The following is a 12,941-nucleotide window of genomic DNA, read 5'->3' on the forward strand; positions in this document are numbered from 1 at the left end:
TTATTTCAAGATATCTTCCGTCTAGTTGGCCTGGCATGTTATTTGACAATTACTTTGCCTTCCATTCCTTTAAGGAGATGGTATCGACATATTAATTCATATGTACCAGTATTTTTAGGTTTCACGGTAATATTCTTTTCTTTTCCTGACTCAACTACGACGTCAATGCCGAGTTTTTTCACTGTAAAGGTGTGCTCGTTTTTACCTTTATTTTTCAATAGTAATGTTGTTGATCCTTCAAGCGGAATCGTGATGACATTTGGATTAAAGTAATCATCATTTAGTTCAACCTCAATCACGTTCGTTACATCGGTGGGTTGTGTTACGACATTAACTGAGGCAAATACATGAAAGGATCCTAAAGACATCCACCATACAATCATTACAAGCAAACTGCTGAATCGAAATAACCACCTGTTCATAGACATCTGCAATTCTCCTTTGTTAAGTACTTTTCCTCAATTAACCTGCATCATTAGTTTAAGAGTTATACTATACAGTTAAATTGATTACAGAAGAAATTAACTTGGACTTTTTTAACATGCGTTGAAAAAACATGTATCTTTTCAGGATTGAATTATCTATAAAAACTTTATCCCGCTATTTACCGGGCAATAAGACCTCCACCTCAAAATTCAGCGGAAGCAAAGAAGTTAGGTGGGGATCGGGCTGATTAAAGTTTCACTTTCTAGCATATATACTCTCTTATTAAATTTCATATACCGTAATAAGAATAAAAAATTATTTTTTCAAAAAAATGTAGTAATTTCCTTTTGTAGTTTGCTATAATTAGTTCGAATGTGGGCAGTATCAGAGCGAACTGCACCATGATTCGAAGTAATACGAAAAATAATAACTTGGATTCTGCCTTGATCCAATAACGGACTGGGACAGAGGGATGAATAATGCCGACTAACACACAACCCTTCTGCCCTTTTATGGCCAGAGGGGTTTTTTATATGATTGCGGCCATCTCCTCTCTCCTGCATAAAGGAGGAGTAGTTTTTGAAAACAAAAACAGATTTTTTGAAGATGAAAGAGCAAGGTGAGCCGATTACAATGCTAACGGCGTATGATTATCCATCTGCTAAATTAGCAGAAGAAGCTGAAGTTGATATGATTTTAGTTGGAGATTCTCTTGGAATGGTTGTACTCGGATACGATTCAACAGTACCTGTAACAGTAGAGGATATGATTCATCATACGAAAGCTGTGCGCCGCGGAGCGAAAGAGACGTTTATTGTAACTGATATGCCATTTATGTCGTATCACGTATCATTACAAGAAACGATGGTAAATGCACGCCGCATCGTTCAAGAGAGCGGGGCGCATGCACTGAAGGTAGAAGGTGCTGGAGAAGTTATATCAACGATTCAATATTTGACGAACGCAGGAATTCCTGTTGTAGCGCATTTAGGTTTAACCCCTCAATCTGTAGGAGTGTTGGGTGGATATAAAGTGCAAGGAAAAGATGCGGAGAGTGCAAAGAAATTAATAGAAGATGCAAAGAAATGTGAAGAAGCTGGTGCAATAGCGCTTGTGTTAGAATGTGTACCAATGCAGTTAGCAGAACTTATTTCAGAGCAACTAACAATACCGACAATTGGGATTGGTGCAGGACAAAAAGTAGATGGGCAAGTGCTTGTTTATCATGATCTTATCTCATACGGCGTGAATCGTGTGCCGAAATTTGTGAAGCAATATACATCTGTTCAAGAGGAGATTGTGCGTGGGATTTCACAATATGTTACTGAAGTAAAGACAAGGCAATTTCCTGAAGAAAAACATTCGTTCACAATGAAAGAGGAAGAATGCTTAGCGTTATACGGAGGAAAACAATAATGAAAATCGTAACTACAGTGCAAGAGATGCAGCAAATTACAAACGAACTTCGTGCAAGTGGAAAGAGTATTGGTTTTGTTCCAACGATGGGTTATTTACATGAAGGGCATGCTACCTTATTACGTAAGGCAAGAGAAGAAAATGAAATTGTAGTTTTAAGTGTATTTGTAAACCCGCTGCAATTTGGCCCAAATGAAGATTTAGATCGATATCCTCGTGATATTAATAGAGATGAAAATGTAGCAAAAGAAAACGGTGTAGATTATTTATTTTATCCGAGTGTAGAAGAAATGTATCCAGCAGAACAAACAACAACAGTAGAAGTTGTGAAGCGCACGGACGTATTATGCGGTCAACAAAGACCTGGTCATTTTGCTGGTGTTGCAACTGTACTAATGAAACTATTTAATATTACGCTGCCAACGCGTGCTTATTTCGGTATGAAAGATGCTCAACAAGTTGCAGTAATTGAAGGATTTGTAACTGATTTCAATTTTCCAGTTACAATCGTACCAGTTGATATTGTAAGGGAAGAAGATGGATTAGCGAAAAGTTCTCGTAACGTGTACCTATCACAAGATGAACGTGAAGAGGCTCTTCATTTATACCGCAGCCTATGTATAGCGAAAGAAAGAATTGAGGTAGGTGAACGTAATCCGGAAATCATTACAAATCTTGTGAAAGAGTATATTGAGACGCATACGAAAGGCACTGTAGATTATGCGGATTTATATGCATATCCGTCATTAAAAATGGTAGAGAAAGTCGAAGGACGAATCATTTTAGCTATTGCAGTTAAGTTTGAAAATGTAAGATTAATTGACAATATAACATTAACGGTTAAATAAGGGGGAGCACCTATGTTTCGCACAATGATGAGAGCAAAGTTACATCGTGCAACTGTAACGGAGGCAAATTTAAATTATGTAGGTAGTATTACAATTGATGAAGATTTAATGGATGCAGTAAATATTGTAGAAAACGAAAAAGTCCAAATTGTAAATAATAATAATGGTGCTCGCTTAGAGACATACGTTATTAAAGGGGAACGCGGTAGTGGTGTTGTTTGTTTAAACGGTGCTGCGGCAAGGCTTGTACAACCAGGGGACAAAGTAATTATTATTTGTTATGGGCTAGTTACGGAAGAAGAGGTTCATAAACAAGAACCCAAAATTGCAGTACTAGACGATAATAATCAAATTATTGAAATGTTAGGTGCTGAAAAAGCGGGTACGATATTATAAGTAGAAAGGCTATCTCCATTGCGGAGATAGCTTTTTTGTGCATCTTTTCATTAAGATGAGATAAAACGTGGTATAGTAACATTATATAAATTATTGTTGTTTGAAAGGTAAGAAATTGAGGTGTTACATATATGAGTAAGCGTTATGTCGTTGTTGATTTAGAGACGACAGGGAACTCCTGGAAAGATGGGAAGGATAAAATTACCCAAATTGCAGCTGTTGTAGTAGAAGATGGAGAGATATTGGAGATTTTTTCATCTTTTGTTAACCCAAAGAGAGAGATCCCACCATTTATTACAGAATTAACAGGGATTGATGAAAGTCTTGTAAAACAAGCCCCGTTATTTCAAGATGTAGCCCCGATGATTGTTGAGCTATTACAAGGTGCGGCTTTCGTTGCGCATAATGTTCACTTTGATTGGAATTTTTTAAATGAAGAATTAAGGCAGGCTGGATATACAGAAGTACATTGTCCTAAAATCGACACGGTTGAATTGGCTCAAATTCTTTTGCCGACAGCTGATAGTTATAAATTACGTGATTTAGCTAAGAAGCATGAACTAGAGCATGATCAACCACATCGTGCGGATAGTGATGCTCATGCAACAGCGGAATTATTTTTACAATTTTTAAATGAAATTGAAAAGTTACCACTTGTCACGTTGCAATCGCTTTATGAATTAAGCGATGTGTTCCAAAGTGATATAGCTGATGTGCTTTCTGAAAATATTTTAAAGAAAGTAATGCATGGTAAAGAAGATATAGCGGAGTATGAAATACATCGAAATATTGCGCTGAAAAAGCGGAACTATTCCTTAAACCTTGGAGAAACGTGTTCATCAAAGTTTGATGCTTTCTTGAATAAAACGATGGATAAATTGGAATCACATATGCCAAAGTTTGAAAGAAGAGAAAGTCAACAACTGATGATGAAAGAGATATATACGGCGTTAAGAGATTCTCGTTTTTCACTAATTGAAGCCGGTACAGGAACAGGAAAGACTCTTGCGTATTTGCTTCCTAGTCTTTATTTTGCAAAGAGAAAAGAAGAACCTGTCATTATAAGTACACAAACGGTACAACTCCAACAACAAATATTAGAAAAAGAAATACCGTTATTACAAAAAATAATGCCATTTTCATTTGAGGCAGCTCTTCTAAAAGGAAGAAAGCATTATCTTTGCTTGCATAAATTTGAGTATGCTTTGCAAGAGGAAGAAAAAAATTATGATATGGCACTTACGAAGGCGAAGATTTTAGTTTGGCTATTGAAAACTGAAACGGGTGATCGAGACGAATTAAATATTCCTGAGGGCGGAAAGTTACTTTGGAATCGTATTTGTAGTGATGCGTATAGTCCAGGCGGTATGCAAAGTAATTGGTTTAGTCGTTGTTTTTACCAGCGAGCGAAGAATAAAGCTTTATTTGCAGATATCGTTATCACAAATCATGCGTTATTATTTCAAGATTTTTCAAGTGAAGAACCGCTGTTTGCTTCATGCGAACATATTATTTTTGATGAAGCTCACCATATTGAAGAAGCTGCGAGTAGAACATTGGGTGAACAGTTCTCTTGTATGTATTTTCAATTGGTTATATCTCGTCTTGGGACGCTAGAAACAGAAGATGTACTGTCCAAAGTATATAAAATGATGAAAAAATCAGAGCAAGCATCTCGTTCAACTTTCCGTATGATAAGTTATAGTTTGAAGGAACTTAAGTTTGATGCGGATGAACTCTTCCAAATGTTACGTACTTTTATATTTAAACAAACAAAGCAAGAACAAGGAACGAATAATATGCCGCTCATCTATAGGTATAACGCAGAACTAGAAAAAGGTAAGTTGTGGGATAGTATTGTTGAATTAACAAATCGTTTTATATATGAATTAAGAAGGGTAGTAACTGCTCTTGAGAAGCAAGTGAATATATTGCAAAGTAAGTTAGAATGGGAGATGCATGTTGTAACAGGTGAATTTATGCATTTAATTGAGTTGCTGAGAAAGATGGCAGAATCATTACAGTTACTCGTATTAGAAAAGAATTCGTATGTAACTTGGATGGAGACTGAAACGAAAGGGACGATTCATTCAACAGTTCTATATGCACAGCCTGTTCATATTGGTGAAAGATTTGCTGATGAATTTTTAACAGAAAAAAAGAGTGTTATTTTTACATCCGCAACACTAACAGTTAACGATACGTTTGATTATATAAAAGAGGAACTTGGTTTACATGATTTCGCTCCAAATACTTTAAAGGTTCCATCGCCATTTCGTTATGATGAACAAATGAAATTAATGGTTTCAACGGATGTACCTTTTATTAAGCAAGTAAGTAATGAGCGATATATTGAATCTGTATCGGAACATATTGCAAAGATAGCGAAAGCCACAAAGGGCAGAATGCTTGTTTTATTCACTTCGTATGAAATGTTAAAAGAAGCGTATGCGAATTTAAAAAATAATGATGAATTAGAGGGTTATTTATTACTCACACAAAGTGTGAATAATAGAAGTCGAAGCCGCTTAATTCGAAAGTTCCAAGAGTTCGACAAATCAATTTTATTAGGGACGAGCAGTTTCTGGGAAGGGATAGATATTCCAGGAGATGCCTTAAGTTGTCTTGTTATTGTCCGTCTACCATTTACGCCGCCTCATCAGCCGATGATGGAAGCGAAAGGTGAGTGGCTAAAAAATCAAGGTGAGGATGTATTCGCTAAATTAGCGCTGCCACAAGCAATATTACGTTTTAAACAAGGATTCGGCCGCTTAATTCGAACGAATACAGATACAGGAACGGTAGTAGTGTTAGATCGTCGTTTGACGAGTTCTTCCTATGGAAAACGATTTCTACAATCGATCCCTAACGTACCTCTTTATGAAGGACCATTAGAAGAATTATTAGTACAATTAGAAGAACCATCTAATGAATAAAAATGGAAGAAAAATACGCCTGAAGTACTTATAAACTTCAGGCGTAAAAAATGTGGGTAGGAGGAATTTTATTTTTCTTACTTCTTGTATACAAAATGTGTTGGTTTTCGACTTGAAACCTTTTTTTGCTGTACATGTCCTGCTATAATAGATGGGTGATGAAGCAGGGGTTGTAAAGAATGTACTCTTATTGTAACCGCATTGCGTTCTTCTATAATTAGAAATTTTTGTGTAACGGAGGAGTTTTTTCATGGAGAAGAAAATCGAAGTACTATCAACGACGCGTATTAAATATTCGTCTGATTTGTATAAAATTGTTGATAGTTTGAATCGTACGTTAAAAGAGCAGGACCTCATGTTCGGACTAGCATTAGACGAAAAAGATAAAGAAACAGCTGTATTTACGATTTACAGAACGTAGTGATACAATGAAAAAGTGGATCTTTGCAATCATTATTGTTATCGTTGCTAGCGGAATATATGGGGCGTATGTTTATAATAAAGCAATGGGGAAGAAAATTCCAAAAGAGTCGAAATTTGTAGAAATTGCTAAAGAAAAAGCAAAGCTTACAAAGGTGAAATCTGTTGATTATTACAACGGAAAATCTGCATATATAGTCGTGCAAGGTACAGATGAAAAGGGAGAACAACTTATCGTTTGGGTGCCGGAGAAAAAAGGGGATACTGTAGTAAGGAAAAAGAGCGAAGGTATTTCTGAAAAAGAGGCTATACAAAGAACATTAGAACAAGTCGGCAATGAAAGTAAGGAATCAAAAAGTAAGCCGAAAGAGATTATGAAAGTGAAATTAGGCTTTGAAAATGATGTACCACTATGGGAAGTTACATATATTGATGATGACAATCGTTATAGTTATTACTATCTTGAATTTAAAGATGGAAAATTTTTAAGACGATATAGCATTGAAAAATAGATGTAGGGGGAACTACAAATGAAATTAGCAAAGCGAGTAGCTGCTTTAACACCGTCTTCAACTTTAGAAATTACAGCAAAGGCACAAGCATTAAAAGCAGAGGGTCATGATGTAATTGGATTAGGGGCAGGGGAACCTGACTTTAATACACCAGAGCATATTATGGATGCTGCACATAAAGCGATGTTAGAAGGGCATACGAAGTATACACCAACAGGTGGATTACAATCGTTAAAACAAGAAATTGTGAAGAAATTTACTCGCGATCAAGGTATTGCGTATGATCCATCTGAAATTATTGTATGTAATGGCGCAAAGCATGCATTATATACATTATTCCAAGTATTACTTGATGAGGGAGATGAAGTTATCATTCCAACTCCTTACTGGGTAAGCTATCCAGAGCAAGTAAAGCTTGCTGGCGGTAAGCCGGTTTATGTAGAAGGTTTAGAAGACAATGAGTACAAAATTACAGCAAAGCAGCTGCGTGAGGCAATTACAGAGAAAACGAAAGCAGTTATTATTAATTCACCGAGCAATCCAACAGGAATGATTTATAGCAAAGAAGAATTACAACAGCTTGGAGAAGTATGTTTAGAACATGATATTTTAATCGTTTCTGATGAAATTTATGAAAAATTAATTTATGGTGGCGTAGAATATACTTCAATTGCCCAGCTTTCTAATGCATTAAAAGAACAAACACTTATTATTAATGGTGTATCTAAATCTCATTCTATGACAGGATGGCGTATTGGATATGCAGCAGGAAATAAGCAGCTTATTAAAGCGATGACGAACTTAGCGAGTCATAGTACGTCAAACCCTACTTCAATCGCTCAATACGGCGCAATTGCGGCATATGCAGGCTCACAAGAACCTGTGGAAACAATGCGTCAAGCCTTTGAAGAGAGATTAAACATCATTTATGATAAATTAATTCAAATCCCTGGCTTTACTTGTATTAAACCGCAAGGTGCATTTTACTTATTCCCTAACGTAAAAGAAGCTGTAGCTTTATCAGGATATGCAACAGTTGATGATTGGGCAAAGGCTCTATTAGAAGAGGAAAAAGTGGCTCTTGTACCAGGTACAGGATTTGGTGCTCCAAATAATGTTCGTTTATCATATGCGACATCTCTTGAACAAGTAGAGAAAGCATTAGAACGCATCCATACATTTATGAAAAGTAAAGTGCAAGCTTAATTTTATATTTCATTCATGTAATATAAAAAACCTCCCTATTGATGGGGAGGTTTTTTTGACGAATTGTGGCAAAAAGAAATAGCTAAAGGTGTGTTATACTAGAGAGCGAGGTGTTTGGTGATGAAAAAGAAAATGATGCTACAGTGGTTTGAGCAGGGAAGCATTGCAATTCCAAAATTGCTTATGATGCATTATAAAAAATTAGGTTTAAATGAGACGGAATTTATGGTTGTACTTCATGTACACACATTTTTAGAATCAGGTAATTCGTTTCCGACTCCTTCAGAGATTTCTGAACGGATGACGATAACGGAAATGAAATGTATGGAAGTAATTCAAGCGTTGATTCAAAAAGGTTTTTTATCACTAGAAGGTGGACAAAGATCAGAAGCAATGATGTGCGAAAGTTATTCTTTACAACCGTTATGGGAAAAAATATTACATTTCTTAATGGATGAATCAATAGAGGAAGAGCAAAAAGAAAAAAAACAGCTGCAAGTAAATTTATATACAGTATTTGAAAAAGAATTTGGAAGACCACTTTCGCCGTTCGAATGTGAAACGTTAGGAATGTGGGAGGACCAAGATCAACATCATCCAAATTTAATTCAAGCAGCTCTTAGAGAAGCTGTAATGAGTGGGAAACTAAATTTTCGATATATTGATCGTATTTTATTTGAGTGGAAAAAGAATGGAATTAAAACGGTAGATCAGGCTCAAAATCAAGGTCAAAAATTTAGAGCGAATCAACAAAGAGCACAACAACTGACAAAACAAGAGACGAAATTTACTGGAAAAGTGCCTTTTTATAATTGGTTGGAGCAGTAATATAGGAGGAGAAATATGCTTAACAAAACGCAAATCCGTTATTGTTTAGACACAATGGCGGATATGTATCCAGAAGCGCATTGTGAATTGGTTCATGATAATCCATTTGAACTTGTAATCGCGGTGGCGTTATCTGCACAATGTACAGATGTACTTGTAAATAAAGTGACAAGAAATTTATTTCAAAAATATAAAACACCAGAAGATTATTTAAGTGTTTCTCTAGAAGAATTACAACAAGATATACGCTCTATCGGATTGTATAGAAATAAAGCAAAAAACATTCAAAAATTATGCCGAATGTTATTAGATGACTATAATGGGGAAGTACCGAGCGATCGAGATGAACTTACGAAATTACCCGGTGTAGGAAGGAAAACAGCGAATGTTGTAGTTTCCGTAGCGTTTGGGATTCCTGCAATTGCTGTTGATACACATGTGGAGCGAGTGAGTAAACGATTAGCGATTTGTAGATGGAAAGATTCTGTGTTAGAAGTAGAAAAAACGTTAATGAAGAAAGTACCGATGGATGAGTGGGGGGTTACGCATCATCGTATGATTTTCTTTGGACGTTATCATTGTAAAGCACAACGACCGCAATGTGAGGAGTGCAGGCTGTTAGAAGTATGTCGTGAAGGAAAGAAGCGAATGAAGGTGAAATAAAGGATGGAGCGAGTTATAGAAATACCGAAAGAATTTCACTGCTTACCATTTTTTAAAGAAAGCGTAAATTCAATTGAGTATCATACAGCCAAGTCTTTTGAAGAAATAATACAAAATACTTACTTTATATTTGATATTGAAAGACGGTATGAGCCATGGAAGGAAATTGAAAACAGTATTCCAACGATATTGAATGTATGGAAAAATAAGCATGAAGACATTGCTATACTGTTTCGAAATAGAAATAAGCAAGAGGCTGAGGGGCCAATGATTCTTTTTGCAGCTCACTTGTTATCGGTTGTCTATTGGCTAAATGAGCAACCTGTTCATAGTTTGAATGAAATGCAAATAAATACGAATAAATTAAAAGTGCAACCTGTTAATTTTATGGAAAGATATTCATTCATAATAAAGAAACCGAGTAATTATCATTCTTATATTCAATTAGCGCAGTTGTATATCGAAATAGAAAAGCTATATGTAAAGAAAATGATAACAAAAAAGAAGTCCGCTTCTCGTTAAGAGAAACGGACTTCTTTTTTGTTTATTAGGACTCTGTTGTAATAACAGTACCGTCTGCGTGAGGTGTATCTCCTCCGGTATTTTGATGTTGCTGTTCTTGTTGTTTCTTAGCTTCTTCTTCAGCTTTTTTCTTGGCCTCTTCTTCAGCTTTCTTCTTAGCTTCTTCTTCAGCTTTTTTCTTAGCTTCTTCTTCAGCTTTCCTTCTAGCTTCCTCATCAGCTTTCTTTTGAGCTTCTTCTTGCTGTTTACGTTGTTGTTCTTGCTGTTGTTGCTGCTGTTCTTGTTGTTTCTTAGCCTCTTCTTCAGCCTTTTTCTTAGCTTCGTCTTGTTTTACTTTATCTTCATTAGCCTTTTTCTGGGATTCCTCATCAGCTTTTTTCTTAGCTTCTTCATCGGCCTTTTTCTTAGCCTCTTCTTCAGCTTTTTTCGCATCTGGAGTTCCGCCAGGCGCAGTGAAGGATGCACCAACTGCTGGGCTTGTGCCAGTGCCTTTTTTCGCTACTACAGAGAAGCTGTAAGTAACACCTGGTTTAATACCACCAAGAGTAGCTGTCGTACCACTTATTGATAGGCTACCACTTGAACCGTCAGTTGCTTTATAGCTGGCTGCATATGCATCAACTTCTGCTGGTCCAGACCAGTTTAGTGTAACTGTGCTAGCGCCATCAAAAGTGACATTCAGACCACTAGGGGCATCTACTTTAATTTGTTTAATTGCATCTTTTTTCGCACCTTTTACGTATAATTCTCCGTTTATTTCTTGAACAGAAGAAGGACGTTCAAAGCGTGATTTATCTGTAGCGAATTTGCTCATCATTACTTGGAACATTTGCTGTGCAATTTTAGTATAACGATCACTAATGTAGTTTTCTGGACCGTTCTTTACGTAACCCGTCCATACAGCCATCGTATATTGTGGTGTATATCCAGCGAACCAGCTATCCCTGTTTGCATCAGCTGGAATGCCGTATTTCTTTAAATCTTTTGCATCAAAGTTTTGCGTTCCAGTTTTACCCGCTACGTCAACACCTGAAACATATGCTGTTGGTCCTGTACCACCAGAACCAGGTTTTACTACATCACGAAGAACGTCAGTTACCATGTAAGCTGTATAGTCTTGCATAGCGCGTTGTTCTTTCGGTTTAAAGCTTTTCTTTTTCCCGTCCGGGAAGGTTACTTCTTTTACGAAGTGTGGTTTATTATAGTTACCACTATTACCAAAGGTTGCATATGCACCTGCTACTGCTAATGGAGAACTATCGTTACTACCAATTGCAGTAGATTCATGTACTCCATTTTCAAATGTCATGCCTAAACCTTCAGCAAACTCTTTTGATTTATTAAGTCCAACTGTTTGAGCTGTCTTTAAAGCCGGGATGTTTAATGACTTCTTCAATGCTTCACGAAGTGAAACGTCACCTTTAAAACTCCCTGTAGCATTTTTAATCTTTGTGCCATCAGAATAAGTATATTCAGAGTCATTTAATTGATGATAAGTAGACCACTGAAGATTCTCAATCGCTGGACCGTAGTCGAAAATTGGTTTCATTGTTGAACCAACTTGGCGTTTTAAATCAGTTGCCATATTATGACCTTTGAAAGTGGACTTATTTTCTTTACGTCCAGCACCAATTGCTCGAACTTCTCCAGATTGTGTATCCATAAATACGAATGATCCTTGGAATTGATCGTTTGGATACTTAATAAGATTGCCATCCATAATTTTTTCAGCATAATCTTGAGCATCTTGATCAAGTGTTGTATGAATCGTTAAACCATCTGAACCGATATTTACATCAGGATATTCTTTTTCAACTTCTTTTACAACTGCATCTAAAAATGCTTGATACTTCATCTCAGTTATTTCTGAAGACGGTTGAAGGCCCTCTGTTACTGGGATCTTAACTGCGTTATTCATTTCTTCTTTTGTTATATAACCATGTCGATTCATTAATGACAATACGACATTACGACGATTTGTTGCTCGTTCAACATTTTCCTTTTTGGTTGGATCATAAATGTTTGGACCTTGGGGTAAACCAGCGAGCATAGCAGCTTCATGTAATTGCAAGTCTTTTAAATCTTTACCATAATATTTTTGTGCTGCTGTCGCAATACCATATGAACGGTTACCTAAATTAATCTTATTTAAGTACATTTCTAAAATCTCATGTTTAGAGTATTGTTGCTCTAATTTATAAGATAAGTACCATTCTTGTACTTTTCTCTTAGCGGTTTTATCCATCGTTAGAAAATAGTTCTTAACGACTTGCTGTGTAATCGTACTACCACCTTGGGAACCGAAACCACCAGTGACATTTTCCATAACTGCTTTTGTAGTTCGTTTAAAGTCAATTCCATTATGATCATAGAAACGCGAATCCTCAGTTGCAAGGAATGCATTTTCAACTACTTTTGGAATTTGATCATAAGTAACATGCGTTCGTTTTTCAGCACCGTATTCATAGAAGAAATTTCCGTTTTTATCAAGAAACTTTGTTGATAAAGGATTAACAAGTTTGGATTTATCTAATTTTGGAGCGTCCTTTACCATAACAAAGAAAGCGGAAACGCCGGCTACAAGACCAACGATACCAAGAAGTAGACAACCTATAAGGAATTTCTTGAAAAAGGAGCCTTTTTTCTTTGGTTTTTCTTCTTTATGTGTTTTTTTCTCTTGATTTTTTACATGATTTCGTTCTGTACGAGAACGATAATTATCTGACATTATACTTTCTCCTACCTTTCATTCTCTCCCCCAAAAGTCG

12 protein-coding genes are annotated in these 12,941 nt (G+C 36.2%); 10 read left to right on the top strand and 2 right to left on the bottom strand.

Going from position 1 to position 12,941, the window contains the following annotated elements; genetic code table 11:
- Positions 1-38: 38 nt before the first annotated feature.
- Complete coding sequence (locus ACTJJY_RS01740; RefSeq protein WP_000062382.1) at positions 39-428, bottom strand: cupredoxin domain-containing protein; 390 nt, start codon at positions 426-428, stop codon at positions 39-41.
- A 577-nt stretch (positions 429-1,005) separates the two neighbouring features.
- Here ACTJJY_RS01740 and panB point away from each other — a divergent pair.
- The 10 genes from panB (at position 1,006) to ACTJJY_RS01790 (ending at position 10,173) form a co-directional block, all read left to right on the top strand.
- Positions 1,006-1,842, top strand: coding sequence for a 3-methyl-2-oxobutanoate hydroxymethyltransferase (gene panB, locus ACTJJY_RS01745; RefSeq protein WP_000851108.1), 837 nt, complete (start codon positions 1,006-1,008; stop codon positions 1,840-1,842).
- Complete coding sequence (panC, locus tag ACTJJY_RS01750) at positions 1,842-2,690, top strand: pantoate--beta-alanine ligase (RefSeq protein WP_440604857.1); 849 nt, start codon at positions 1,842-1,844, stop codon at positions 2,688-2,690. Before panB ends, panC begins: the two co-directional genes overlap by 1 nt.
- A 12-nt stretch (positions 2,691-2,702) precedes the next feature.
- A complete protein-coding gene (gene panD / locus ACTJJY_RS01755) occupies positions 2,703-3,086 on the top strand; it encodes an aspartate 1-decarboxylase (protein ID WP_000490186.1) in 384 nt (127 codons plus the stop codon).
- 131 nt (positions 3,087-3,217) lie between these two features.
- Positions 3,218-6,022 carry an ATP-dependent DNA helicase DinG gene (gene dinG / locus ACTJJY_RS01760; RefSeq protein WP_440604858.1) on the top strand — a complete coding sequence of 935 codons (2,805 nt, stop codon included), beginning with the start codon at positions 3,218-3,220 and terminating at the stop codon, positions 6,020-6,022.
- A 250-nt stretch (positions 6,023-6,272) separates the two neighbouring features.
- Positions 6,273-6,443 (top strand): YpmA family protein, encoded by a 171-nt coding sequence (locus tag ACTJJY_RS01765; RefSeq protein ID WP_000412179.1) that lies wholly within the window; start codon positions 6,273-6,275, stop codon positions 6,441-6,443.
- A 7-nt stretch (positions 6,444-6,450) separates the two neighbouring features.
- Positions 6,451-6,954, top strand: a complete 504-nt coding sequence (locus ACTJJY_RS01770) for a cell wall elongation regulator TseB-like domain-containing protein (RefSeq protein WP_000758740.1) — start codon at positions 6,451-6,453, stop codon at positions 6,952-6,954.
- An 18-nt stretch (positions 6,955-6,972) separates the two neighbouring features.
- On the top strand, positions 6,973-8,160 hold the full coding sequence (gene aspB / locus ACTJJY_RS01775) for an aspartate transaminase AspB (protein ID WP_000761571.1): 1,188 nt from the start codon (positions 6,973-6,975) through the stop codon (positions 8,158-8,160).
- 120 nt (positions 8,161-8,280) lie between these two features.
- Complete coding sequence (gene dnaD, locus ACTJJY_RS01780) at positions 8,281-8,988, top strand: DNA replication protein DnaD (protein ID WP_440604859.1); 708 nt, start codon at positions 8,281-8,283, stop codon at positions 8,986-8,988.
- A gap of 15 nt (positions 8,989-9,003) precedes the next feature.
- Positions 9,004-9,651, top strand: coding sequence for an endonuclease III (nth, locus tag ACTJJY_RS01785; RefSeq protein ID WP_000933035.1), 648 nt, complete (start codon positions 9,004-9,006; stop codon positions 9,649-9,651).
- Positions 9,652-9,654: 3 nt separating this feature from the next.
- Positions 9,655-10,173: a YpoC family protein gene (locus ACTJJY_RS01790; protein ID WP_440604860.1), complete on the top strand. Its 519-nt coding sequence runs from the start codon at positions 9,655-9,657 to the stop codon at positions 10,171-10,173.
- A gap of 25 nt (positions 10,174-10,198) precedes the next feature.
- Here the strand turns inward: ACTJJY_RS01790 and ACTJJY_RS01795 are convergent, their stop codons facing one another.
- Entirely contained in the window at positions 10,199-12,901 is a 2,703-nt protein-coding gene (locus tag ACTJJY_RS01795; RefSeq protein WP_440604861.1) for a PBP1A family penicillin-binding protein, read from the bottom strand.
- Positions 12,902-12,941 lie beyond the last annotated feature (40 nt).

Origin of the sequence: Bacillus sp. 22475, assembly GCF_052044835.1 — a bacterium.
In the GTDB taxonomy this organism is placed as follows: domain Bacteria; phylum Bacillota; class Bacilli; order Bacillales; family Bacillaceae_G; genus Bacillus_A; species Bacillus_A cereus.

Coding starts and splice junctions, on each gene's coding strand:
- panC (WP_440604857.1), top strand. CDS start 1,842: ATGAAAATCGTAACTACAGTGCAAGAGATGCAGCAAATTACAAACGAA.
- ACTJJY_RS01790 (WP_440604860.1), top strand. CDS start 9,655: ATGGAGCGAGTTATAGAAATACCGAAAGAATTTCACTGCTTACCATTT.
- ACTJJY_RS01770 (WP_000758740.1), top strand. CDS start 6,451: ATGAAAAAGTGGATCTTTGCAATCATTATTGTTATCGTTGCTAGCGGA.
- aspB (WP_000761571.1), top strand. CDS start 6,973: ATGAAATTAGCAAAGCGAGTAGCTGCTTTAACACCGTCTTCAACTTTA.
- nth (WP_000933035.1), top strand. CDS start 9,004: ATGCTTAACAAAACGCAAATCCGTTATTGTTTAGACACAATGGCGGAT.
- panD (WP_000490186.1), top strand. CDS start 2,703: ATGTTTCGCACAATGATGAGAGCAAAGTTACATCGTGCAACTGTAACG.
- ACTJJY_RS01740 (WP_000062382.1), bottom strand. CDS start 428: ATGTCTATGAACAGGTGGTTATTTCGATTCAGCAGTTTGCTTGTAATG.
- ACTJJY_RS01795 (WP_440604861.1), bottom strand. CDS start 12,901: ATGTCAGATAATTATCGTTCTCGTACAGAACGAAATCATGTAAAAAAT.
- ACTJJY_RS01765 (WP_000412179.1), top strand. CDS start 6,273: ATGGAGAAGAAAATCGAAGTACTATCAACGACGCGTATTAAATATTCG.
- dinG (WP_440604858.1), top strand. CDS start 3,218: ATGAGTAAGCGTTATGTCGTTGTTGATTTAGAGACGACAGGGAACTCC.
- dnaD (WP_440604859.1), top strand. CDS start 8,281: ATGAAAAAGAAAATGATGCTACAGTGGTTTGAGCAGGGAAGCATTGCA.